Here is a 24600-nt window from a genome sequence, read left to right on the forward strand (position 1 = left end):
TCAGATATCAGGCCGTTTTCTGCTTCTGGCCGGTTTGCGACGGCAATCTAGTATTCTAGCGTACCAGATTGCAAGGGAAACGATAGCCGACTACATGATTTTGACAATAAGCTGATAATCCTTTGACGTATGGTACGTTAATATACTATATGTTCGCAGTCGGTCAAATGGACCCAAAATATGTTCCGGGAGAGTAGAGTTGAAAAGCCATATCCTCGTGCGCGATTCGCTGTTCGTTGCAGCGTTGCTTGCGTCCTCCTCCAGCATCGCAATGGCGCAGGGTAGCACCGACAGCACGGCGCATCAGCCCACCGCCAGCCTCGACGACATCGTCGTCACCGCCCGCAAACGCGACGAATCCTCGATCGCGGTCCCTGTCGTGATGACGGCCGTTGGCGCCAGCGAACTCTCCCGCCGCTCCGTCACCAATCTGGACGGCATTGCGCGCATCGTGCCGCAGCTCATCATCGCCCCGCAGAACGGATCGGTGCAGGGCGGCAACATCGCGCTGCGCGGCATCAGCGGCCCGGACAGCAATCCCTTCGGCGATCAGGCCGTGTCCTTCAACATTGATGGCGTCCAGATCGCCAAGGCGACCGTCCGCCGCATGAGCGACACCGACATCGCCCAGGTCGAAGTGCTCAAAGGACCGCAGGCGCTCTTCTATGGCAAGAACAGCCCGGGCGGCGTGGTGTCCATCCGCACCGCCGACCCGACCAGCAGCTTCGAAGCGAAGCTGAGCGGCGGCTATGAATTCAACGCTGACGAACTGCGCCTGGAAGGCTATGTGTCCGGCCCCGTCACTGAAACGCTGGGCGTGCGCCTGGCCGGCTATTATTCGCGGATCGAGGGCGACCTCAACAATCAGGTACCCGAAACCGCCTATCTCTATCCCAAGGAACAGCGCCTGCCCCATAATCGCGACTATGCGATCCGCGGCACGGTGAAATGGGAGCCGACGGACAATTTCGACGCCCGGCTGAAGGTCAATGTCGGCCGCACCAAATATGCCGGCCCGGCCCAGGCAGGCGAGTTCATCCATTGCCCGTTCGGTTCGCCCCAGTCGGGATCGACCGACAATTGCAAGGCGGACGACCAGATCATCCGCGGCTCCTCCGGCCCGATCGTCGGCACGCTCGATCCTACCTTCCGCGACGGCGAACCCTATGGCCGTCAGCGCCAGATACTGACCGGGCTGGAAATGAACTATAGCCCGTCGGACGAGGTCAAGCTGACCTCCATCACCGGCTATTATGATGTCGACCTCATTCAGGCCGAAAATTACGAAAATGACTATTCGATCGCTTTGCCCAGCCGCAACATCTACAAGGACAAGGAATTCAGCCAGGAACTGCGCGTCCAGACGGATTATGACGGCCCGCTAAACTTCACCGCAGGCGTCTACCTCGGTGTCACAAAGGCCGAAACGGGATCGAAGACCTTCCTGTTCGCGGCCGAAGAAAGCGGCCTCGCCTCGCTGACCGCCAATGGCCTGGGCTTCATTCCGCTGCGCACCCCCTTCCAGATCAACAACTATTATTTCGTGCAGAAGGGCACGGCCTATTCGGCTTTCCTTCAGATGAGCTACAAGCCGATCGAGCAGATCGAAATCACCGCCGGCGGCCGCTATTCCTATGAGAAGAAGAAGCTGACCAAGGTGCTGAACGGCATCAATGGCGGCGTCGGCTTCGTCGATCCGGTCGACAATACATTCGACAATATGGTCGACGTCACCGATCAGCTGGTCAAGCGCAGCGGCAACTGGAATGATTTCTCGCCGGAAATCAGCGTCTCCTATCGTCCGACCCAGGATCTGACGATCTTCGGCAATTATAAGCATGGCTTCCTGTCGGGCGGCTTCAATTCCAGCTCGGTCGACAATATCGCGACCACCGATCTGTCCTATGACCCGCAGACCATCAAGGGGTTCGAAGCCGGCGTGAAAGCCGCTCTGCTGGACCGCACGCTGCGCATCAACATGGCCGCCTACACCTACCGCGTCGATGATCTTCAGGTGGTGAATTTCACCAACGCCAGTTCCACCATCCGCAACGCGGCGTCGACCAAGATCAAGGGCGTGGAATTCGACTTCAACTATCGCACGCCGCTCGATGGCCTGTCGGTTCATGGGGCCGCCGCCTATAATCATGCGCGCTACGCCGCCTTCGCCAACGCGCCCTGCTATAATGGCCAGACGCCGACGCTGGGCTGCGTCATCGGCGCCTCCGGCGCGCCGGTGCAGGATTTGTCGGGGGCCGAAATCCCCCGCGCCCCGCGCTGGAACCTGTCGAGCGGCTTTTCCTATGAAACGCCGCTGAGCGAAGCGATCAAGCTGGGCCTGTCGGTCGACGCCAACTATTCTAGCAGCTTCCTGACGGACGCGACCTCCGCGCCCAATGGCCGCATGCCCAAATATACGCTGCTCGACGCATCGCTGCGTGTTGGCGACACCGACGACCAATGGGAAATCGCACTGGTCGGCCGGAACCTCACCAACAAATATTATTATGTCGCCTCGACCGACGTGCCCTTCACCGGCAGCGGCACCGGGACGGCGGCGGGCGTGCCGGGCGATCGCTTCGCCGCGGTCAGCCGCGGGCGCGAAGTGATGATCCGTCTGTCCTACAAGTTCGGGCAATAACCTCCCGATCTTGCATCGCCACCATGGGTCTGCCGGTGCATGATCGGCAGACCCATTTTCCATAACAGGCATTTTCAGGAGCAGGATATGGCACGGTATCTGGTAATTGGCGGCGCTGGCGGGGTCGGTTCGGCCCTTGTTTCTTCGCTCAAGGCGGCGGGCGATGACGTCATCGCATCCGTCCTCAATGATCGGGAAGCGGCGGCCGTCGCGTCCGCGCACGCGGATGTTGCGACATTCCCGCTCGATCTTTCCCAACCGGCCTCCGTCGTTCAGGCCGTACGCGCTGCGATCGGCGACAATCGGCTGGATGGCGTAGCCGTCTGCGCAGCCGTCGCACCGATCGGCATTTTGGAAATGGCCGATCTTGATCAGGTCGCCCGCACGCTGGACGTCAACATCCTGTCCGCGCTCGCCATCTTCCAGGCTGCCATCCCGTCGCTGCGCGCGAGCAAAGGCCGCATCGTCTTCATCAGTTCGATGGCGGGCAAGGTGGCGATGCCCTTTGTCGGCCAATATAGCGCCTCCAAATTCGGCCTGGAGGGGCTGGCCGACGCCATGCGCCGCGAAGTGGCGGGACAGGGCGTCCATGTCGCGCTGGTGGAGCCGGGCGGGATCAAGACCCCCATGGTCGACACGCAACTGGCGCAGGTCAGCCAGATGATCGAAGAACTGACGCCGCAGGACGATGCGCTCTACGGCCATTTCTATCGCGGCTTCCGCATGGCCGCACACGCCAGCCACATCAGCACTGCTTCGACGCCGGAACAGGTCGCCAATGTCGTGGTGCGCGCCCTGACCGATGCAGCGCCGGCTGCCCGCTATGCGGCCGGCGCCGATGCAGAACAGCTGATCGCCGCCGCGCACAGCCTGTCCGACGCGGAGATGGATGCCATGATGGCGGCCATGATGTCCGGTGAGACGGCGCCGGCCTGAACAAGATTGCGGGGCGGCGTTGCAGCCGCCCCGTAACAATCTCGGCTACCGCCGCGGTCCATGGCCGATGAAGGCGGGTTCCACCATGCTGCCTTCCTGCTCCAGCTGCCACACGATATAATCGCGCAGCCTCTGATGGAGGTCGACCGCCTGACCATCATTCTCCGGCGCGGCCTGTAACAGCAGCAGCAAATCGCACACATGCTGCCGCAACGCAGCGACCGTTTCGCTCAGGCGCGCAAGCGATGGATAGATGGTCGGATCAGGCGTCGCGTCGATCGCCTGCCCGATCGCGGCCTTCAGTCCCCCCGCATCCGATTGGCTGCCCAGCCAATCCAGTGCAGCAGGGAAAAGGTCGCGCAGATAGGCAATTTCGTCGAACAGCAACTGCCCTTCCTTGTCGATGCGATGCTCCACAAAGCGCAGCATATGCTGGATCGTCGCGGCATTGCTGCGTTCGGTGCGACCCGACAGCGATGGGATGATGCCGCTTTCCATGGTTTCGCGCACGCAGCGCAGCACTTCGGTTGCGGTCGGGGTCAGGATCGGGGTCATGCGACAGTCTCGTTCATTTGAGCAAACCAGGCAGGATCGATGGGCTTTCCCAGGCCGCCCGCGCCGGCCAGCATCCGCTTGGCCAGATGGAAGACTTCGGTCCCGGTCCATGCCTGCCGAATATCCGCCTTGCCATTGTGCAAAACCACGGCCGCCTTGTGGCCATAGAGGATGGCGCCCAGCGTGCGGATCCGCTGATAGAAATGGACATTTTCGATCGGCAGGTCGATGCCGCTGACCTCCCGATAATAGGACAGCGCCTGTTCCAGACCCCAGAGCTTGGCGCCATCCCGCTCAATCTCCGGGATCAGATCCTGCAAGGATGCGAAATCGGCCGCCGGATCGCCGATGGACGCTTCCTCCCAGTCGCTCATGGCGACGATCTCGCCATCCAGGAATATCTCCTCGCCCAGCCCGTTCGTACCCTTGCACAGCGAAATGCAGGGCGCGCCCGGCGCGCCCTTCTTCAGCGCGGACAGGCATTCGACCACGACCGGCATGGGTTCGCGCTGAAAATCGGCCAGTTGCGCCATCAGCCGGTCGATGAAGTGCCTGGCGCATGCCTCACGGCTGACGGGAGCGGACAGGCGCGCATCAAAGCCGAGCGCCTTCCAGTCCACCTGATGCACCAGCGCGAGCTTGCGCATATGCTCCTTCGACGCGGCAATGCGCATCGCATCATATTGGGGATCAGGATCCTTGAAATGCGGGATTTCCCAATCGCCCTTGATCTGCCGACGTATGTAGAAAGGGCGTTCGGCCCACTCCGCATCAGCCTCCCACCGCAGCACAGGAGCGACCGGCACGGCGCTCTGCCCCAGCCGCTCATACATGAAATATTCCTGCTCCAGCGAGCTGTGGATCGTACTCCCGCCCTCGAAATCGGCGCGCAGGACGATGGAGGACAGGTCAGCGCCGGGCCGTTCCCGATAATCGACAAACCAGGTCAGGCGCGACGATCCCCGGGGATAGCGCACATCATGTTCCAGCACCGCCTCTTCCCCATAAAGGTGGCGGATATAATCGGCGAGCGGCCGTTTCAGCAGTTCCACGCCTCTACCTCTCCATTATGCGTTGCTCTTGTCAGCGGTCGCCCAGCGCCTTGCCGGAGCCATAGGAATCGGCGCCCTTGGCCAGTTCATCGGGGCGCGGCATGCGAGTCAGTTGATTGCCGCCATTCACCTGCAAATTCAGGCCGGAGACATAGGATGGCCCGGCCAGCCACAGCACGGCGTTGGCGAAATCATCCGGCAAGCCGACGCGCCCCACGGGGATTTCCCGCGCGTAAGCCCGTTCGAAATCGGGATCGGCAAAGGCTTCCTTCGCCATGTCCGAATTGATCGGCCCCGGCAGGATCGAATTGACCCGGATATTGCGCGGTCCATATTCGATCGCGGCATAGCGCACGATGCAATCGGCGGCCGATTTCGCGGCGGCATAGGCGATGTGCGGCATCACCGGATGGGTCGTCGACATGGACGATATGAAGATGATCGATCCGTTGCTGCCGATCGCCTCCGCCATATATTTGATGAAGAAGGTCGGCCCATGGAAATTGACGCGGGTCGCATCGTCCAGCAATGTCTGCGTCATCTCCGAAATCATGCCCATGACCGGCAGGCCGGCGCTGTTCACCGCAATGTCGACCCGGCCATAGCGTTCCAGCGCAAAGACACCCAGCGCCTTTATATCCGCTTCCACCCCGGCATCGCAGCGGAATGCCGCGCCGCCGATTCGCTCGGCTAGCCGCTCCAGCGGCGGCAGGCTGCGCGCAGCGACCACAACGTCAGCGCCATTGCGGGCCAGCGTCTCGGCGATCGCCCAGCCTGTCCCGCCTTCCGCCGAAGCGCCCAGAACGACGGCGACCTTGCCTTTCAGATCCAGGCCAAACGCCATGGCTTGCTGGTTCAAATCCTCTCTCCCATCATGGCCGGCGCGACCGTTGACCGCTCACGCACAACTATATTTACATTCATGTTTGCATGCATATTATATGCATATGGCCAAAGTGCAAATCCTTATTGCGTCCGCCATCCTCACCCTTGCCAAAATCTCTATACAAGCTAATCATATGCTTCATAACGATCAAATTTGAGGAGCAGGATCGATGGGAGCATCGGCGGAAGCGATCAAGGCGGCCTATGCGGCGGAGGTCGATCATGACCGCCCCGTGACCCAGAGGCATGAAGTGCCCACCAGCTATGCAGCAATCACCCATCAATGGCTGACGGCCGTGCTGTGCGCCGACATACCGGGCGGCGCGGTGACGGATTTCCGCTTCGATGAACGGGACGATGGCTCCTCCAATCGACGTCGCATCTTCCTGTCCTACAATGACGCGGCCCGGGCCGCCGGCCTGCCCGCCACGGTCTTCTGCAAGGCTGCGGAAACGCTGGAAAATCGCATCGTCCTGGGCGTGTCGGATACGGCGCGGGCAGAATCGGACTTCTACAATCTCGTCCGACCCGGCATCGATTTCGAAGCGCCGACGCCGCGCTTCGCCAAATTCGATCCCGACAGTTTCGCCTATCTGATCATGATGGACGACATGGCGGGCAAGGTGCATTTCCCGGACGAACGCACCACGCTGACGCGCAACCAGGCCGAAGCGCTGGTGACGACGCTGTCCAGCCTCCACTCCCGCTTCTATGAAAGCCCGGAACTGGGCAGCGCCACCCTGCCCTTCAAACATTGGCCGGTCTGGTGGCGCGACATGATGCACGGCGCACCCGACTTTCCCGACTTTTGCGCCAAAGGCGTTGATGCGGCGGCCCATGTCCTGCCCGCCGGTCTGGTCCGCCGCAGCAGCGAGATCTGGGACGCCACCGAACGGTCCGTCGCCCGCCATCTGGACCTGCCCCGCACCCTCATTCACAGCGATGTGCATCTGAAGAACTGGTATATTACGCCCGATGACCGTTTGGGGTTGGCCGACTGGCAATTGACCACGATCGGCCACTGGAGCCGCGACTTCATCTTCTCCACCCTGACCGCGCTGACCGTGGAGCAGCGCCGCGCATGGCTGGAGGATCTGCTCCGCCTTTATATCGACCTGATGGCGCAGAAGGGCGTGGCGAAGATCGATTTTGACGATGCGCTGCGCAATGTCCGGCAGCAGATGTTCACCGCCTTCGCCTTCTGGACGATCACCATGCGCCCGACCGACGATATGCCCGCGATGCAGCCGGAACATACGACGCTGGAATTTCTGCGCCGCATGGGCACCGCGATCGACGATTATGGCGCGCTGGACGCATTCGACTGACAGATGACGGGAACGGGATGCCATACTTCATCCCGATCCGCCCTTGATAACATACATTCTTTATTGCATGCAAATTGCGGCAGCCGGTAAGGCTGCTGACAAGGGAGAGGACATATGACAGGCATCATCGTCACCCAATCGAACATCTTCATATCCCGCTACCCGATCAAACCGGGCAAGCGGGACGCATTTCTGGCGATCTTCAACCCGCTCTGGCAAAATGCCACGGAATTCATGCAGGAAAATGCCAATTTCGTCTTTTACGGCTTTGGCCGCGATCCCAATGTCATGGTCGCGATCGAATCCTACAAGAATGAGGAAGCGGTGAACGCCATCCGCAAGACCGACGCCTTCAAGCAACTGGTCAGCCAGATGCTCGACCTGTGCAGTGGTCCGATGACGATGGAATTGTTCAACGGCCTGGAAATGGGACCGGATATTTTCGACGTCTATGCGCAGGGCAAGTCCACCGTCCACCCGCAAACCGCGACGAACTACGCCGAATTTTTATAAGCATCCGGTGCGTCGCTGGCCGTATCGACCGGCCGGCCAATCCCCAGCCAGCGCACGAACCGCGAATCCGGCCGCGACCATTCCATCGTCGCGCGCCGGCGCGCGATCAGCCATCGGTCGCCATACGCCACGAACTCGTCATCATAGCGGCCGGCATGGTCGATCCCCAATTCGGTGACGACGATGATATAGGTCGTTGCCGTCGCCCGGTCCGGCGCGGTGAAATCGATCATCGTCGTGGTCAGATTATGCCGCTGGAAATTGCCAGGATCGAATGCGCCGCGCCGCCGCGCCGCGGGCAGCAGCATCGCGATGATGGCGTCAGGCCCCTGCAACGCGCCCTGCCCCTGCACTTCGAACAGCGCATCGGGATGAAAGACATGATGATGCAGCGCATAATCGGCCGTATCGGACGCCCGATTATAGAGTGCGATCGTGTAGCGGATCGCCTCGCGCGCCAGCATTTCCTCCAGCGTCATGCCTCTGTCCCCATGCGCATCAGAACAGCCCGCGCGTCCAGCCGCCATCGACCGCGATCGTCTGCCCGGTGATGTAGCTGGCCCGGTCGGAGCAAAGAAACGCCGCCAGGCCCGACACTTCATCGGGCCGGCCATGCCGCCCCATCTGGATTACCGGCGGCGGTTCCCGCTGGGTTCGCGCTTCCGCCCCGCCGCCCTGCGTTTCCTGATTCAGCCCGGTGTCGATGCTGCCCGGCGCGATCGTGTTGACAGTGATGCCATGGGGCGCCAGTTCATTGGACAGGCTGCGCGCCAGCCCGACGGCGGCGGTGCGATAGGTGTTGGACAGGATGATGTCGAAGAAGCGATGCGGCTCCTTCGCGCACACCGATCCCAGATTGACGAAGCGTCCAAATCCCTTCGCCTTCATCGCGCCATGGGTTTCCCGCACCAGCATGGCGAAGGACAGCACGACCTGCTCGTTGCTCAGCCGAAAATCGTCGTTCGACGCTTCCTCAAACCCGTACCGCACCACCGACCGGACATTGCCGATGACAAGGTCAGGATCGCCGAACAGCGCGCGCGTCTGCGCAACCGCCCGCACGATCCCGGCTTCATCGGCCATATCCGCGCTGATCCACCCGGCCCGGCCGCCCTCCGCCTCGATCGCGGCAACAGTGTCGCGCAGCGCCGCTTCGCCCCGCGCGACCACCATCACATGCGCGCCTTCCCGCGCCAGTTCGCGGGCGATCGCCCGGCCCATGCCGGCGCTGCCGCCCGATACCAGCGCGACCCGGCCTTCAAGCCCCAGTTTCATGCAAAGCCATAGGGATCGTAGCGGCCGTTGATGAACATTTCGACCTGCGCTGCGCCGGTGTGAACCGACCCGTCGGGCGCATGCAACGTCACCCGCATCAGATATTCGACGCCATGGGTCTTGTTGCCATCATTGCCCTTGTCCTCGACGCCGGTGCCTTCGCCGAAATTGGTCGCCAGCTGCTCGCCGCTGACCTTGTAGGGGGTGTAGGTGAAGGGTTGCTGCGACCAGTCCAGCGTCTCCCATTCGATCGCCAGTTCCTCCGACCCATGATAGGTATGGAAGGTGCCGCCATCCTTCCAACTGCCCGGATGATAGCCCATCGTCTGCCCCATCCAGGGCGGCGCGGCGACATCATAGCGGATTGTCCACGCCCCGCCCCGGTCATCCTCCAGATGCAGCGTCGCGTCGGTCAGCATCCGCGTCCCTTCCACGAAGTTCATTTCGTGCCGGGCGGACGTGAAATGCAGCGCATCGCTGCCCCACCCCTTGAACACATGCCCGCCCAGCGGCGTGCCGAACACATCATTCATCTTCGCCTGAACGCCCTCGGGCGTTTCATGCAGGTGGAAGAAACCGCTATAATCGCCTGCGACGAAGCAGTTCCACCAGCGCATCGCCCGCTGCGGCCCGGATTTGCGGCGCGGCGGCAACAGCGACGCCAGCGGCGCCAGCGGCGGCCGCTCGGCATACAGGCCCCAGCTATGGTCGCGCGCGGCGAACCATGTGTCTGGCGTGATGTCGAACCGTCTTCCCTGATATTCGGCCCAGCCCGTCGCCACGCCGGGCTGCGAATAGCGGCTCTGGTCGGTCGTCAGCCGTCCGCGATTTTCGGCCGAATGATGGTCCTCCAGAAACGCCGGAGATACACCCTCCCACAATATGTCGAAGGACAGGCCGCTGCCATTATCCTCCAGCACCAGGCGGATTTTCTTGAGCGGTTCGACAAATTCGACCCGCCAGGGGCCGATCGCCACGTCGAAATTGCCGCGCCAGGTCCGGTTGAAGCGGGTGGTCGAATGGATGCCATTATCGTTGATGAAGGCATAGCCGCCAAACATGTCGGTGTTCGGATTCACCCGCGCACCGGTCGCGATGAAAATCCCCTCATCGGGATTGAAGACACCGAAATAATAGCCGTCGTCCCAGCTATAGTCGGTCGATGGAATGAAGCTGAACGGCCGGGACGCCTGATGGACGGGAAATTCGTCATAGGGGGTGAGCATCTGTGGTCCTCTCCTTTTGGTTCTTGTCATTATTGCAGGCGGCTATGCCGGGCGACCCGGCCAAAGCGGTGCGCCCGGCCTGTTATCAGGCCCGCTTTTGGGAAGGGCTTTGGTCAAACCCTTCAGGAACTGGATCGAAACTTATTGCATCCGACCATAAACGCAAGATACATTCTTTATTGAATGTATTTATGTCAGCCCAATGACATTTGGAGGAGGATGCCCATCATGAACGAACCCCACCCTTGCAGCCTGTCCGCACCCATAGCCATCACTACGGAGGCCTGACCGATGAAGGTCATCATCTTCGGCGCGACCGGCTATCTGGGGCGGCACATCGTCGCCAATCTGGCGGCTCATGGCCATGACCTGTCGGGCTTTTCCCGCAACGCCGCCAATGACGCGACCTTGCAGGCCATGGGCGTGCGCGCCGTGCGTGGCGACCTGGCCCAGATCGACTCGATACCGGCTATGCTGGAGGGGCAGGATGTCGTCATCTTCGCTGCCCAACTGATGCTGGACCATGAAAAGCAGGTGACGCAGACGATCGTCGATCATCTGGCCGGCAGCAGTAGGACGTTCATTTTCACCAGCGGCACCAGCCTGATGTCGATCCCGACCGGCGGCCTGTGGGATGAGCGCAGCTTTGCCGAGGATGAACCCTTCGAGCCCAAGCGCCAGATCGCCCCCCGCCTGATCAACGAAGCCATCGCCCGCGATTCCGCGAAACAGGGCGTGCGCGGCATGGTGATCCGTCCCTCGCTCATCTGGGGCAATGGCGGCAGCCAGATCATCGCCGACCTCTATCATTCGGCGCGCACGACCGGCGCGGTCTGCCATGTCGGACGCGGCCTCAACGTCTATTCCAACATTCATGTCGAAGAACTGGCCGAAATCTATCGCCTGGCCATCGAAAAGGGCGAGGCCGGCGCGCTCTATTTCGCGGTGTCGGGTGAGGTCGCCTATGGCGTGATGGCCCATCGGATCGCGCAGCATTTGGGCGTTTCGACCCGATCGGTCACGATCGAGGAAGCCTGCGACATCTGGGACAAGGGACTGGGCAAGATCATCCTGCAATCCAACAGTCGCCAGCGTTGCCCGCGCACCCGCACGCAACTGGGCTGGTCCCCGCGCGAAGACCGCGTCGACATATTGGAGGATTGCCTTCACCCGGATTATGCCGCAGCGACAGAGCGCGCCGCCCCCTCCTGGGTCGCGCCGCGCAAGGCTGCTTCCTAGAAATTCACAGGAGACTTCGCGTGGCGCCCCGAATCTGAAATTGGCCATATCGGCCAACGAAGCCTGAAGGACGTCAGATTCCGCCAATATTTTCGTGGCCGCGTCTTTGCCTGTCCTACGGGATCGACCTCTCCTATCCTGCCAGCGGTTCTTTCTGATTGTCGGCGGTAACTGCGCAGGCCCGTTCATATGGCTAGAGCATGATCCGATCACTCTGGATCGGATCATGCTCTATTTTTCTCTCATTTTCCGCATTTCCCGAGTCAGCAGATGATGCCATCTGCTTTGGAAATGCTCTGGGATAAAGCGACATAAAGCGACAATTTCGCGTGCATTTTGCGGTTCTTTTGTCGCTTTATGGCTCAATCCTGGACGATCGCTATCTGTCTGCCGATCTGAAAAACAAAAAGACGGCGCCGGATCGCTCCGGCGCCGCAGCCCCCTTATTCGGTTGCAGGCGTCAGGCGCGTTTGCGCGCCTGCCCTTCTTCGATCGCGGCCAATATGACCTTGTTCCATTGCTGGATGATCGATTCCTGATAGGCGCCCAGGAAGGTGGTGGGGTTCTCGATATTGGCCGAATGCGCGCCGCGCTGCACACGCGGCAAATTGCTGCAATCCTGATCGAAAATATAGGCCAGGAATCCGAAGCTCTCCTGCATGGTCGCAAAGATCGACTCGTCGGGGCCAATGTCGACGCGGGGCGTGGCGGCCGGTCGCGCCTCGCCTTCGCCGACCGGATAGAGCATGCGCACTTCGAAATAGCTTTTGTTCGGGTCGGTCGCATGCGGCCAGAACTGGTAGGTGAAGGGCACGGCCTCCGACAGCCAGAAGCAGCAATGGGGGTAGAAGAAATAAAGCAGGGAATCGAGCAGGATGGCGTCCGGCAATTCGGTATCCTTGCCATGTTTCGCCCGATACGCCCCGCGTATCCAGTCCGCCACCTGCGCGCGCAAATCCTTGTCCGGGTCCAGCTGTGTCACCGGATGGCCGGGATAATGCCAGTCGCCGGTGGTCTGGAGGAACATCTGCGCCGATGCGACCGGATCGGTATCGGCCGGCGCATGGGCGGACGGAATGGCCGAGTAAGTCGAATTGCGGCCGATATAGCTGCCCTTGGTTTCCCAGACATCATATTTGCCCTGCGCGTCGCCGGCGAAGGGCACCGCTTCGGGATGGGTCGCGTACAGATGATAGGCTTCCTGGAACGCCTCCTGCGCCACCTTCCAGTTACAATCCATCTCCCGCCGGAAATGGCCATAGGTATAGCGATTGGCGTAATCGAATTCCTTGAAATGATCCGGGATCAGGCCCAGCGCATCCTGCAGCGACGGCGCATCCTTATCCGCATTGATGAACAGGAACCCGCCCCAGCGCTCCAGCCGCACTTCGGGCAGGCCACCATTATTGGGCGTGATTTCCTTGAAATCCCAATGGCTGGGGATGCGCTTCAGCTTGCCGCCATTCTGCCATTCCCAGCCATGATAGGGGCAGCGGATCGACGCCGCATTTTCCTTCTGCGAACAGAGTTCGGTGCCGCGATGCGGGCAGCTGTTATAATAGGCTTTATACTCGTTGGGCGCGCTATGGACGATCATATAGGATCGGCGGCCGACATTGACCGGCATGCGATCGCCGACATTGGGCAGATCTTCGTCCCGGCCAATATAAAGCCAGTTCTTCTCCCACACATGCTCCTGCTCCAGCGCAGCGATGCCGGGATCGATATAGATATTATGATCGAAACGTCGGCTGTCCGGCTCGATCGTGCCGTCGATATGCAGCGACACATGATCGGGGAAGAATGTCTCCTTATCCCACACCTCCTGCGTGACCGGCCGTTCTTTCGTGCCATAGCCGCGGGTGATTTCGGATTTGCGTACAATGGTCGCCATGATCGATCATCCTGTTCCTGATAACATATGCTCTAATGATTATGGATTAATCGCCCGGTATCCGATCCGCAGGCTGGTGATCCCGCGATGCAGCAAGCCGGGCCAATAGGCCGTGTCGCTGCCCTCCAGAATGCGAATGTCGTGCAGCCGGGCGAGCAGCGCCGGCAGCGCGATCGCCAATTCCTTGCGCGCCAGCATCTGCCCCAGGCAGCGATGCATGCCCGGCGCGCCAAAGGCGACATGGTTGCGCGCTTCCTTGCGGGTGATGTCGAACCGATCCGGTTCCGGGAAACGCGCCGGATCGCGATTGGCGGCATCGAACCGCAACAGCACCGGCGCGCCTTCCGGGATGAAGGTGCCCGCCAGTTCGGTGTCGCGCGTGGCGATGCGCCACATCGACGTTGCCGGCGTTTCGTAGCGCAGCAATTCTTCCACCGCATTGGCGATCAGCGACGGGTCGGCGCGCAGCATCTCCATTTGCTCGGGATGCCGCAGCAATTGCACCAGCCCGCTCATCAGCGTGTTGCGCGTCGTTTCATTGCCCGCCACGGCAATTTCCAGCGTCAGCGCGGTTGCCTCATCATCATTGAGCGGCGGAATGCCGTCGACGCCGACATGCACCAGATTGGAAATCAGGTCGTCCGCCGGTTCGGCGCGCCGCAGCGCCAGCCGTTCGCGGATGAAGCGGATGAACGCCACCACCTGCTTCGCGGCCTCGACCTCCTGCGCCATTGTTCCCATGCGACTGACCAGCAGGATGGCGGCGTCCGACCATTGGCGCACCAGATGCCAATGGTCGCGGTCCAGCCCCAATATGTCGGCGATGACATAAGTAGGCAGCAGCACCGCGAATTCATTGACGAAATCCGCCTCTTCCTTCCGCGCCATATCGTCCAGCAACTGCGTCACGATCCGTTCGATCAACGGTTGCAGATTGGCGATGCGGCCATGCGCGAACACGGCGTTGACCAGCGCGCGATAGCGTTTGTGATCGGGATCGTCGGACACCAGCAACAGGCCGGACCCCGCCTTCCCGGCCTCCGCCAATATCGCCAGCGCCTCATGATTGTCCATGTTCGGTCGGTTGGTCAGATGCCCCATCTGCGACGAGAAATCCTCGGTCCGCTTGGTCGCTTCGGATACGGCGGCGAAGCTGGTGACGAGATAGGCGTCCATACCGCCGGGCACGCGCGCCTTCACCACCGGCCCCTGCTGCCGCACTGCCGCCAGCGCCGCATGGGGGTATGCCAGGAGCGCAGGCGCGGTAAAATCAAAATTGGCTGCGGAATCGAGCGTATCGGTCGCCGTCACATCATCTCTCCGGGTATATGATTGCCATGCCGCCACAAAAAGGCATAGAAGCAACATACATTCTTTATCGAATGTATGTGCAAGCAGCGGACCCTTGTAAAGGGGAACTGAACAGGGCATGCCGGAAAGCTGATGGCGACACGCACGACGATCGAGAAGAACGGGACAAGGAAGACAGGCCGAATCCGCCGTTCGCAGGAAGAGCGCAGCGCAACCTCGCGCGCTGGCCTGCTCGACAGCGCCATTCGCCTGATGCGCGAACGCGGCATTGCCGCCACCAGCATGAGCGAGATAGCGGCCGACGCCAATCTGACGCGCGGGGCTATCCAGCATCATTTCAGCAGCCGGGAAGAATTGATCCTGGCCGCCGTGCGTGAACTGGACGATCGGCTCTCGCAGGCATTTGAAAGCTACAGCGTGCCCGATGGCGTGCGCGGCATCGACCGCGTTGCCGCCCTGTTCGATCAGGTGACGGCGCTGACCGTCTCGCCCGACGCCATCGCGGTCTATGACCTGCTGAGCGCCAGTCGCGGCGATCCGGCGCTCAAGGACCGGACACTGGAATTGCAGCGTCCGCTGACCCAGCAGTTCCGGGAATTCTGGCGCCGCAATCTGGACGGCCATATCCCCGCGCCGCTGATCGAAACCAGTCTGGAAATCACCTTGATGATGAGCGAGGGCGCGGCGATGGCCCAATTGCTCAGCCAGACATCAGCCGCCATCGACAAGACTATGGCCGACACCCGCATCATGCTGCTGGAATTTGTCCGCGTCCGCCTGTGACCGGTAAAAGAGGGAGCGCCCAATCGCGCTCCCTCCCTTTCTTCAGAACTTGTACCCCGCCGTCAGGCCGAAGGAGCGCGGCTCGCCCGGCGTCAGCACTGATGCGTTGGACGTCAGCTGATAGGAGACATAGGCGTCGTTGTTGGTGAGGTTGCGTACCCATAGCGCAACCCGGAACGGACTGCCTGCGGGCGTGAAGCCGACCTCGCCACCCAGTTTGAACTCCTTGGTGGAGAAGAGATAGGTCGGGTCGAAATAGAGGCGCGAGGCATAATAGGCGTTCACGCTCGCGTCGATCTTGCCCCAATCATGCTCATGCTCATAATTGAGCGCGATATTGCCAGTGAATTTCGGCGTCTTGAACAGCCGCTTTCCTTTCAAATCCACCAGTTCGCCATTGACGAAACCGCCATAGCTGCCCGGCGGCAACGCGACCTGTGCACCGGGGAACCGATCATAGCGCGCGCGGGGAATATAGGATGCGCCCGCCCGCAGGCTGAAATCATCGTTCAGGGTCAGCGTGCCTTCCGCATCGAAGCCGTAAATGGTGGCGCTGGCGGCGTTCTGGATGGCGATGACGGTGCCACCCGCCCCCAGACTGGCCTGCACCTGCACATCGCTATAGTCATAATAGAAGGCCGCCAGATTGAACGTATAGGCACCGGCCTTCGCCGTCTTGAAACCCACTTCGTAGGCGGTGATCTTTTCCGGCCGCACGCTGGGCAGTGGATCGGCACTGCCCTGAATATAGGCGGCATTACCCCCCGGAATCAGGCCCGATTTGAAGCCCTTCGACCATGTCGCATAAATGTTGGTCCGATCGGCAATCTCGTAGATCAGCGATACGCGCGGCGTCCAGGCATCGTCCTTGATCGGGACCAGCGGCGAATCCGCCCCGCCGAAGAAGGATGTCGTGCCGCTCTTCTTTTCATCGCTATAACGGATGCCCGCCACCCCGGTCAGCCGATCGGTGAATTTGAACGTGCCCTCGGCGAAGAGGCCGATCGCTTTCGTCTTGATGCCGGTATTATAGGTGAAGATGGACGGATAATTCACCGACAGGTCGCCAGCGGGGAAGGCACCCGTGGCAAAGTCACTGACCCGCACATCCACCACCGACGTCCCACGATAATAATTCGCCCCGGCAACGAAGCTGAAGATGCCGAAATCCTTCGAGGAAAAGAGCAGTTCCTGCTGGAATGTCTTGTCCAATATCGTGTCGAACGGTGCGACGCAGCCAACGCCCGCTCCCACATTGGCGATTTCCAGACAGTCAGGCGAATAGGTTGCATCGGAATCGACATATTCGCGGCTACGCGCCCGCGACCAGGCCGTGGTCGACGTGAACTGCCCCATATCCAGATCCCATTTGATCCGCATGCTGGCACCGCGCCCTTCCACGGACGCATTGGGCCGGAGCGCATCATAGGCATATTGCCAGGCCCGCTTGCCCACGATGTAGTTGTAGGGATTGCCGTTGGCGTCGTTCAGTTGCGCCGGTCCCGTCGCCGTGCCGCCATATTGCACGACGCCGATCTGACCACGATCGGACTCCCATTCGTTCCAATATCCAGCCAATAAAATGTCCAGATTATCCGTCGGCGTCAGGCGCAGCTTGCCCCGCAACAGCTTGTCCTCCAGATACATCATGCGGTCGCTACCGAATGCCTGCCGCACGCTGTCCGACACCTGCGAATAGGCGATATTGCGCCCATATCCATTGCTCTTGCGATAGGAGAAGGCCAGGCTGGCGGCGATCGCATCTTCCACGATCGGCCCGGAGACAAAGCCCTTGAAAGACAGGTCATAGGCCGACCGGCTTGACCCTGCACCGTCATAATAACCGGTCGTGACATCGACCTTGCCCGCGACGTCATTGCCGGGTTCTCTGGTCGAAATGCGGATCGCACCACCGGTCGCATTGCGCCCGAAGAGCGTGCCCTGCGGCCCTTTCAGCACTTCGATCTGCTCCACATCTGGCAGCGACAGGATCGACCCGGCGAAGCTGGAAACATAGACATTGTCGAGATAGATGGCGATCGGGTTTTCCGCGCCCGCCGTGACGACCGTTGTGGAAATGCCGCGCAGCGAGGGGTTGAGGAAGCTGCTTTGCTGCTGAAAGACCAGACCCGGCGTCAGTTGCTGAAGGCCGCGACTGTCAGTTACGCCCGCCCGCGCCAGTTGATCGGCCGACTGCACCGCCACTGTCAGCGGCACCTCCTCCAGCCTCTGTTCGCGGCGCTGCGCCGTCACGATGATGTCGGCCTGCTGGCGGGCAGCGCTACTGGCCCCATCCTCCTGCGCCCATGCCACATGATTCATTTGCGCAATCGCGATGAGCGACGCGCACAACAACAGCTTGTTGCTCGTCATGCCAATCCTCTCCCCATGTCACGCCGCATTCGGGCGCTCTTCTTTTGTCAACGGGATGTACGGATCGGCTATGCACTCACCCTGCCGTCCGCACGCGATATGGTTAGCGTGCATACCGGAATGAGTAAAGACATACATTCATGTTTGAATGTAAATTGAGGGCGGCTTTATTTTCTGAATAGGTCACGCCCGATGATTTGTTTCATAACCTCGGCCGCGCCCCCCGCGATGCGGACGATGCGCGCGTCGACATAGGCCCGCGCGATCGGATATTCGGTCATATAGCCATAGCCGCCGAAGAATTGCAGGCACTGGTCCACGACCTTCACATGCAGGTTGGTGACGACCAGCTTCACCTTGGCCGCTTCCACGCCGGTCAGTTCCCCGGCCAGGAAGCGCTTGATGCACCAGTCGGTAAAGACCCGCGCCGACAGCACTTCAGCCGACAATTCCGCCAGCACGAACTGGGTATTCTGGAAATCGGCCAGCGTCTGACCGAACATCTTGCGTTCCGCCGTATAATCGACCGTCCATTGGATCGCCGCTTCCGCCACACAGATGCTGCGCACGGCCTGGGTCAGCCGTTCCTGCGCCAGCTTGCCCATCATGATGCCAAAGCCGGTGCCTTCCGCGCCCAGCAGGCGATGGAGCGGCGCGCGCACATCCTCCAGAAAGATTTCCGACGTATCCTGCGCCTTGAGGCCGATCTTCTCCAAATTGCGCCCGCGCTTGAACCCGTCCTGATGCGTGTCGACCGCAATCAGGCTGACGCCCTTGGCCCCGGCCGTCGGATCGGTCTTGCAGGCGCAGACCATGACATCGGCCAGCTGTCCGTTGGAAATATAGACTTTCTGCCCGTTGAGAACATAGTCGTCACCGTCGCGGACAGCCCGCGTGCGGATTTCCTTCACGTCGGACCCGGCACCCGGCTCGGTCAGACCCAGTGCGCCGATATACTCGCCCGTCACCATTTTCGGCAGGACATCCTGCTTCAATTCCTCGGTGCCGGCGGCCAATATATAGGGGGCAACCATTTCCGAATGGACCATGAAGCCGGGGCCGGTAATGCCCTTCTTCGCCAGTTCCTCGATGATGACGACATTATAGAGCCAGTCCGCGCCGAAGCCGCCATAGGCCTCCGGGATATTGGGGCAAAGAATGCCGACCTCGCCCGCGCGCTTCCATATCTCACGGGGGACGACCTCGTCCTTTTCCCATTGATGATGGTTCGGCACCAGTTCTTCGTCGACGAAGCGGGCCACCGTCTCGCGGAATTGCTCATGTTCGGCGGAGAATATGCCCCGGCCGCCATCATTGCGCAGCAGCGGATCAGCCATGACGCGCCTCATGCATGGCCAGCGTGCGTTGCGCCTGTTTCAGGTGCGGAATATCCAGCATCTTTCCGTCCAGTCCCAAAGTGCCCGAGTCCGGGTTGGCGGCGAACAAATCGACCACCCGGCGGGCAAAATCCACCTCCGCCGACGATGGCGAGAAGCTCTCATTGATGATGTCGACCTGCGCGGGATGGATGGCCACCCGTCCCGAAAAGCCTTCCGCCCGCGCCGCCATGCAGGATGTGCGCAATCCGTCGGGATCGCGGAAATCGACGTACAGCGTATCGACCGCCTCCACGCCCGCGGCATGCGCGCCCAGCAGACAGAGCGAACGAACCATCCTGTAGGTCAACGTCCATTGGCCGCTCTCGTCGGTATTGCCACTCGCCCCGATCGCGGAACTCAGATCCTCCGCCCCCCAGGTCAGGCCATAGAGCCGATCCAGCCCCGCCCCGGCATAGTCGCCCAGCCGAAAGGGCGAAATCGCCGTCTCAGTCGCGACCGGCAATATCTTGATCGATCCCACTTCAATCCCCGCCGCCGTTTCTAATGCGGACAGATAATGGCTGACCTGCGCCACATCCTGCGGCCCATTCACCTTGGGCAACATGATGCCATCGGGCGCGGCCGAGACGATCGCGGCCAGATCCTCCAGCGTCCAGGGCGTATCGAGCGGGTTCACCCGCACCCAATATTGCGCCTTGCGCTGTCCCCTGGGCCGTTCCTTGATGAAGGCTGGCACCATTTCACGCGCGACCGGCTTGCGCGCGACCGCGACAGCGTCCTCCAGATCGAAGATGAAGGCGTCGGCGGCCGTGCCGTCGACCTTCCCCATCTTCTTCTCGCTGTCCCCCGGAATGAACAGGAAGGACCGGATCGGCAGGTCGGTCATGCGTCGGCCGGCTTCTTGAGCTGCAAGCCGGACCGCTTGCAGGTGGCGACCAGTTCATCCTTCTGGTTGAAGGCCTGATGCAGGAAGGTGACGATGCCCGCCTCCGGTCGCGACTTCGACTCACGCAGTTCGATGACTTGCGTCACGACATGAATGGTGTCGCCGGCAAAGAGCGGGTTGGGAAAACGCACTTCATCCCATCCCAAATTAGCGACCGCCGTGCCCAGCGTCGTGTCCCCCACTGAAATCCCGACCATCAATCCCAGCGTGAAAGCCGAATTCATCAGCGGTCGGCCGAACGGCGTCCCCTTCATATACTCCGCATCGATGTGAAGCTGCGCCGGATTATGCGTCAGCGTCGACATCAACAGATTGTCGGTTTCGGTCAGGGTGCGGCGGATCGGGTGATGAAATATCTGCCCAACTTCCAATTCATCAAACCAGACACCAGCCATTATGCGAGTCCCAATACAGAGATGGCTGCGATCCCCTGATAGGGAACACCGCCCAGATTATGCGTGACCCCGATCGACGGCGACGACATTTGCCGTTCGCCTGCCCGGCCGAGCAGTTGATTGTAGATTTCATAAGCCATGCGCAGCCCCGACGCGCCGATCGGATGGCCGAAACATTTGAGCCCCCCGTCAATCTGGCACGGCATTGCCCCATCGCGGTCGTAACGCCCGTCGAGTATATCGAACACCGCCCGGCCATCGTCGGAAAAGCCCAGATCCTCCATCGTCACCAGTTCGGTGATCGAAAAACAGTCATGCACTTCGCTCAGATGCACCTGGCTGCGCGGATCGGTGATGCCCGCTTCCTGATAGGCCCGCGCTGCGGCCGCACGGGTCGTCGCGACATAGCTGCCATCCCAGCTATTGGTTTGCGTCTCGCGCCCGGAACTGGTCGCCAGTTGCAGCGCCTTGATCGTCACCAGATCGCTCTTGCCCAGCGCCCTGGCGATTTCCGGCGTCGTCACGATGGCGCAGGCCGATCCGTCCGACACGCCCGAACAATCGAACAGGCCCAGCGGATCGGAAATCATCGGCGCATTCATGATGGTGTCCATCGACACCGCCTTCTGGAAATGCGCCTTGGGGCTATATTGCCCATTTTGATGACTCTTCCAGGAGACATGGCTGATCGCGCGCTTCAGATCTTCCTTCGACGTGCCATATTTGGACCGATAATAGGGCGCGAGTTGCGCAAAGCCGGCTGGCGCAGACCCCATGGGCATCCACATGTCGTTGAACGTGCCCTTGAACGGCGGGGGCAGACCGCCAAAGCCTGTATCCTTCAGCTTCTCCGCGCCAATGGCCAGCGCAATATCGGCCGCACCGCTGGCCACCGCATAGGTCGCGCCGCGCAGCGCCTCCGTGCCGGTCGCGCACATATTCTCGACCCGGCTGACCGGTATACCCTCCAGCCGAAGCGCCATGGCGGCCGGAATGGAGGAATTGCCGACATTGATGCCATCCCCCCAGCAGCCGAACCATGCCGCATCGATCTGCTTGCGCTCGATCCCCGCGTCCGCCAGCGCTTCCTCGAACGCCTCCTTCATCAGGTCGGGCGATCCCGCGTCCCAACGCTCGCCGAATTTGGAGCATCCCATGCCCAATATGGCGACCTTGTCCTTGATCCCTGTTGCCATGGCTCTTGCTCCTCAGGCCGCGCCCAGCGGCGTCGATTTCCAGAAATAACGGTTATAGCCGCGCTGCCGGTCCTTCTCCTTGATGCGGTAGACCATCCGCAGCTTCGCGCCGGTATCGATCCCCTCCTTGCCAATATCGACCATCTCCATCAGCACCCGCGCGCCGCTGTCGAACCGGACGAAGCCGACCCACAAGGGTGGCGAAGGATGATAGGACAGCCAGTCGGCGGTGGAGGTCAGCACCTCCGCCTGCTCGTCGCGCAACGACACGTCGCTGAACCCTTCGGCCGACGCATGGCATTGCACGCAATATTGCAGCTGCGGGAACTGCACCGTCCCGCAACTGCCGCATTTGCCGGCATTGAACCCTTCCAACTGGCCGGCAGAGCGATATTGTTCGGTCAGCGCCGTCTTGGCGCTCTTTTCAGACCGCATGCCCCATTCGGCGTCCAGCCCGCCATAGAAGGACAGCATCCGCAAATAGCTGTCGGTCGGCAGGGCGTCGGCGATGCAGCCGGCAACACCCCGCGCGGGCCGGGCTTGGGCGATCGCGTCCGTCACCTCGAAGATCAGCGCGTCCGCGCCCTGCCCGAATCCGACCAGCAGGATGCGCTCCCCCGGCTGCGCCTTTTCCAGCGTCGCCGCCAGCATCAGCAGCGCATGAGCCGCGCCGGCATAACCGAGCCCATCTTCCAGCCCGCCCGCGACGGCGCCAGCAAATTTCACCTTCTTCGCAACGGCATCGGCCGCACCCTTGAGATAGGATGGCATCACGAAATACTGAATATCGCCAATCTCGATCTGCGCATCGGCCAGAGCCGCCCGGATCGCCGCCGGGGCGATCTTGGCATAGCCTTCATCGCGCACCCACCGCTCTTCCCAGGCATAGTCGCTGCTCGCTTCATCCGACCGGAAATGGTCGACGAAGACATTGTTGACGCTGGCCGATCCGATCAGCCGCGCCGCCACATCCTGATCCGACAGGAGAAACGCGGCGGCTCCCGCGCCGAAGCTCAATTCCTGCGCGCTGGCGGGCTTGCCGAAAGGATTGTCGGCCGCGATCACCAGTTCCGGTCGCCCCCCTTTCAACGCCTGCAACAGCGCCGACGTGCCTGCCCGCTGCGACCCGGAGGCATCCGATGTGGCGATGGTCGATGGCGCGCCGATCGCCCCGGCGACGATGGCGGCGTTCTGAAGATCGGCATAGGGCAGGTTGGTTGATGCCAACCGCACTGCCGCCACGCCCGCCAGATCACCCGATCCCGCGGCATCGCGCGCCGCCTCCACCGCCATGGTGATGGCGTCTTCATCCCAACTGGTGAAGGCGCGACTGCCCTTGGCCTGGCCCTTCAAACCCGGCGCCATCCATGCATGGGCAGCGGCGATGATCGACCGTTCGATCCGAAGGCGGGGAACATAGGCGCCAAAGCGCGCAATACCGATTTCCGTCATGCACCTCACCTGTTTGGGGCCATCGCCCTTTTCTGGTTGCGTCAGGCGGCCTTTCGCCGCGGAAAGACTCTCGTCTCTCGGTTGACGGATATTTAGTGTGCTATATTACCTTATGCAAGTGACTTATTGGCCGACCTGCTTTATCATGACACCACAAGGAACGAAGAGGAGAGGTCGGGATGCGGATTTCGCTGGCGCAATTGCCTGCCAATGGCACGCATATCGTGGACTATGATGGCCGCCGCGTGCTGCTGTGCCGCAGCCCGAAGGGGATCCACGCCATGGCGGAAATGTGCCCGCATCAGAAATTGTCGCTCGATGGCGGGCGGGTGCGCGGTGATTTCATCATGTGCCCGCATCATGGCGCCCGCTTCAATCTGGAGGACGGTCGGTCGCTGTCGCCACTTACGACCAACAGCCTCACTCTCTATCCCGTCCGCATCGACGGCGACATGATAGAGGTCGACTGCTGATCGCAGCATGTTATTGCGCCAACGCTCCACCATCGACCGCCAGAGCATGGGCGGTAACGAAACTCGCCCGGTCGGAGCATAGCCACAGGACGGCCTCCCCCACTTCTTCCGGACGCGCCATCCGGCCCATCGGCGCCAGATTTTCCAGCGTGGCGCGCACCTCCGGCCCCTGCTGCATCACCTCGCGCACCATGTTGGTCATGGTGACGCCCGGCAGCACCGCATTGACGCGAATGCCATCGCGCGCATGGCGCAGGGCGACGCTCTTGGTCAGCCCGATCACGGCATGTTTGCTGGCGGTGTAGGCCGGCTGCGACGGCGCCACCGAAGCAACCAGCCCCGCGACCGAAGCCGTGTTAACGATCGCCCCGTGCCCCTGCGGCACCATATGCCGCAGCTGCGCCTTCATGCATTGCATCATCCCGCGCACATTGATGGCAAATGTCCGGTCGAAGGCATCGTCGTCCCACAGCGCATCGGCAGGGTGGCAGATGCCGGCATTGTTGAACGCACAGTCCAGACCGCCAAATTGTTCGACCGTTGCATCGACCATGCGCCGTACATCGGCCGCATCCGCAATGTCGCCGGGCAGAAAGATCGCCTGCCCCCTCAGTTGCCGCAGTTCGGCAAGCGCGTTTTCACCCGCATCCCTGTCGAAATCGACAATGGCGACCCGCGCGCCGCGCTCGACGAACAGTCTTGCGGTGGCCAGCCCGATGCCATTCGCCCCACCCGTGATGAATATCGACTTGCCGTCAAATTCCCGCATATCGCCCTCCTTCTTTTT

General features: G+C 61.3%; 22 protein-coding genes. 7 read left to right on the forward strand and 15 right to left on the reverse strand.

Annotation, left to right across the window (positions count from 1 at the left end):
- Positions 1 to 199: 199 nt before the first annotated feature.
- Together ACFOKF_RS20125 and ACFOKF_RS20130 are read left to right on the forward strand one after the other, a co-directional pair.
- On the forward strand, positions 200 to 2641 hold the full coding sequence (locus tag ACFOKF_RS20125) for a TonB-dependent receptor (RefSeq protein ID WP_380798231.1): 2442 nt from the start codon (positions 200 to 202) through the stop codon (positions 2639 to 2641).
- An 87-nt stretch (positions 2642 to 2728) separates the two neighbouring features.
- A complete protein-coding gene (locus ACFOKF_RS20130; protein WP_380798233.1) occupies positions 2729 to 3577 on the forward strand; it encodes an SDR family NAD(P)-dependent oxidoreductase in 849 nt (282 codons plus the stop codon).
- Positions 3578 to 3622: 45 nt separating this feature from the next.
- Here ACFOKF_RS20130 and ACFOKF_RS20135 read toward each other — a convergent pair whose 3' ends face one another.
- The 3 genes from ACFOKF_RS20135 to ACFOKF_RS20145 are packed head-to-tail and all read right to left on the reverse strand — an operon-like array spanning position 3623 to position 6043.
- Positions 3623 to 4132 (reverse strand): hypothetical protein, encoded by a 510-nt coding sequence (locus ACFOKF_RS20135; protein ID WP_380798235.1) that lies wholly within the window; start codon positions 4130 to 4132, stop codon positions 3623 to 3625.
- Positions 4129 to 5184: a phosphotransferase family protein gene (locus ACFOKF_RS20140; RefSeq protein WP_380798237.1), complete on the reverse strand. Its 1056-nt coding sequence runs from the start codon at positions 5182 to 5184 to the stop codon at positions 4129 to 4131. The genes ACFOKF_RS20135 and ACFOKF_RS20140 overlap by 4 nt, the downstream gene beginning before the upstream one ends.
- Before the next feature lie 31 nt (positions 5185 to 5215).
- Positions 5216 to 6043 (reverse strand): SDR family NAD(P)-dependent oxidoreductase, encoded by an 828-nt coding sequence (locus ACFOKF_RS20145; protein WP_380798239.1) that lies wholly within the window; start codon positions 6041 to 6043, stop codon positions 5216 to 5218.
- Positions 6044 to 6239: 196 nt separating this feature from the next.
- On the opposite strand from ACFOKF_RS20145, the gene ACFOKF_RS20150 reads away from it, so the two are divergent.
- Together ACFOKF_RS20150 and ACFOKF_RS20155 are read left to right on the forward strand one after the other, a co-directional pair.
- Positions 6240 to 7397, forward strand: a complete 1158-nt coding sequence (locus tag ACFOKF_RS20150; protein ID WP_380798241.1) for an aminoglycoside phosphotransferase family protein — start codon at positions 6240 to 6242, stop codon at positions 7395 to 7397.
- A 114-nt stretch (positions 7398 to 7511) separates the two neighbouring features.
- Positions 7512 to 7910, forward strand: coding sequence for a putative quinol monooxygenase (locus ACFOKF_RS20155; RefSeq protein ID WP_380798243.1), 399 nt, complete (start codon positions 7512 to 7514; stop codon positions 7908 to 7910).
- Here ACFOKF_RS20155 and ACFOKF_RS20160 read toward each other — a convergent pair.
- Genes ACFOKF_RS20160 through ACFOKF_RS20170 form a run of 3 tightly spaced genes read right to left on the reverse strand, consistent with a single transcriptional unit; the run spans position 7892 to position 10411 of the window.
- The gene (locus tag ACFOKF_RS20160; RefSeq protein ID WP_380798245.1) at positions 7892 to 8389 is read right to left on the reverse strand and encodes a nuclear transport factor 2 family protein; all 498 of its coding nucleotides are present in this window, start codon (positions 8387 to 8389) and stop codon (positions 7892 to 7894) included. The genes ACFOKF_RS20155 and ACFOKF_RS20160 overlap by 19 nt on opposite strands.
- A gap of 19 nt (positions 8390 to 8408) precedes the next feature.
- A complete protein-coding gene (locus tag ACFOKF_RS20165) occupies positions 8409 to 9185 on the reverse strand; it encodes an SDR family NAD(P)-dependent oxidoreductase (protein ID WP_380798247.1) in 777 nt (258 codons plus the stop codon).
- On the reverse strand, positions 9182 to 10411 hold the full coding sequence (locus ACFOKF_RS20170; protein ID WP_380798249.1) for a hypothetical protein: 1230 nt from the start codon (positions 10409 to 10411) through the stop codon (positions 9182 to 9184). Before ACFOKF_RS20170 ends, ACFOKF_RS20165 begins: the two co-directional genes overlap by 4 nt.
- Before the next feature lie 291 nt (positions 10412 to 10702).
- Between ACFOKF_RS20170 and ACFOKF_RS20175 the strand changes: the two genes are divergently transcribed.
- Positions 10703 to 11650, forward strand: a complete 948-nt coding sequence (locus ACFOKF_RS20175; RefSeq protein WP_380798251.1) for an NAD-dependent epimerase/dehydratase family protein — start codon at positions 10703 to 10705, stop codon at positions 11648 to 11650.
- 460 nt (positions 11651 to 12110) lie between these two features.
- Here ACFOKF_RS20175 and ACFOKF_RS20180 read toward each other — a convergent pair whose 3' ends face one another.
- Together ACFOKF_RS20180 and ACFOKF_RS20185 are read right to left on the reverse strand one after the other, a co-directional pair.
- Positions 12111 to 13544, reverse strand: a complete 1434-nt coding sequence (locus ACFOKF_RS20180; RefSeq protein WP_380798253.1) for an aromatic ring-hydroxylating oxygenase subunit alpha — start codon at positions 13542 to 13544, stop codon at positions 12111 to 12113.
- 39 nt (positions 13545 to 13583) lie between these two features.
- Positions 13584 to 14855 (reverse strand): cytochrome P450, encoded by a 1272-nt coding sequence (locus ACFOKF_RS20185; RefSeq protein ID WP_380798254.1) that lies wholly within the window; start codon positions 14853 to 14855, stop codon positions 13584 to 13586.
- A gap of 132 nt (positions 14856 to 14987) precedes the next feature.
- Between ACFOKF_RS20185 and ACFOKF_RS20190 the strand changes: the two genes are divergently transcribed.
- A complete protein-coding gene (locus ACFOKF_RS20190; RefSeq protein ID WP_380798256.1) occupies positions 14988 to 15638 on the forward strand; it encodes a TetR/AcrR family transcriptional regulator in 651 nt (216 codons plus the stop codon).
- 42 nt (positions 15639 to 15680) lie between these two features.
- On the opposite strand, the gene ACFOKF_RS20195 is transcribed toward ACFOKF_RS20190, so the two are convergent.
- From ACFOKF_RS20195 to ACFOKF_RS20220, 6 genes are all read right to left on the reverse strand, one after another.
- Positions 15681 to 18011, reverse strand: coding sequence for a TonB-dependent receptor (locus tag ACFOKF_RS20195; RefSeq protein WP_380798258.1), 2331 nt, complete (start codon positions 18009 to 18011; stop codon positions 15681 to 15683).
- A 167-nt stretch (positions 18012 to 18178) separates the two neighbouring features.
- On the reverse strand, positions 18179 to 19348 hold the full coding sequence (locus ACFOKF_RS20200; RefSeq protein ID WP_380798260.1) for an acyl-CoA dehydrogenase family protein: 1170 nt from the start codon (positions 19346 to 19348) through the stop codon (positions 18179 to 18181).
- Positions 19341 to 20237 carry an HpcH/HpaI aldolase/citrate lyase family protein gene (locus tag ACFOKF_RS20205; RefSeq protein ID WP_380798262.1) on the reverse strand — a complete coding sequence of 299 codons (897 nt, stop codon included), beginning with the start codon at positions 20235 to 20237 and terminating at the stop codon, positions 19341 to 19343. The genes ACFOKF_RS20200 and ACFOKF_RS20205 overlap by 8 nt, the downstream gene beginning before the upstream one ends.
- Entirely contained in the window at positions 20234 to 20692 is a 459-nt protein-coding gene (locus ACFOKF_RS20210; protein ID WP_380798263.1) for a MaoC family dehydratase, read from the reverse strand. Before ACFOKF_RS20210 ends, ACFOKF_RS20205 begins: the two co-directional genes overlap by 4 nt.
- Positions 20692 to 21888, reverse strand: a complete 1197-nt coding sequence (locus tag ACFOKF_RS20215) for an acetyl-CoA acetyltransferase (protein WP_380798264.1) — start codon at positions 21886 to 21888, stop codon at positions 20692 to 20694. Before ACFOKF_RS20215 ends, ACFOKF_RS20210 begins: the two co-directional genes overlap by 1 nt.
- Positions 21889 to 21900: 12 nt before the next feature.
- Positions 21901 to 23340: a 3-oxoacyl-[acyl-carrier-protein] synthase III C-terminal domain-containing protein gene (locus ACFOKF_RS20220; protein WP_380798266.1), complete on the reverse strand. Its 1440-nt coding sequence runs from the start codon at positions 23338 to 23340 to the stop codon at positions 21901 to 21903.
- Positions 23341 to 23519: 179 nt separating this feature from the next.
- On the opposite strand from ACFOKF_RS20220, the gene ACFOKF_RS20225 reads away from it, so the two are divergent.
- Positions 23520 to 23813, forward strand: coding sequence for a Rieske (2Fe-2S) protein (locus ACFOKF_RS20225; RefSeq protein ID WP_380798267.1), 294 nt, complete (start codon positions 23520 to 23522; stop codon positions 23811 to 23813).
- Between the two features lie 10 nt (positions 23814 to 23823).
- On the opposite strand, the gene ACFOKF_RS20230 is transcribed toward ACFOKF_RS20225, so the two are convergent.
- Entirely contained in the window at positions 23824 to 24582 is a 759-nt protein-coding gene (locus ACFOKF_RS20230) for an SDR family NAD(P)-dependent oxidoreductase (protein WP_380798269.1), read from the reverse strand.
- Between the last annotated feature and the right edge of the window lie 18 nt (positions 24583 to 24600).

The organism is Sphingobium rhizovicinum, assembly GCF_042647625.1.
Classification (GTDB): domain Bacteria; phylum Pseudomonadota; class Alphaproteobacteria; order Sphingomonadales; family Sphingomonadaceae; genus Sphingobium; species Sphingobium rhizovicinum.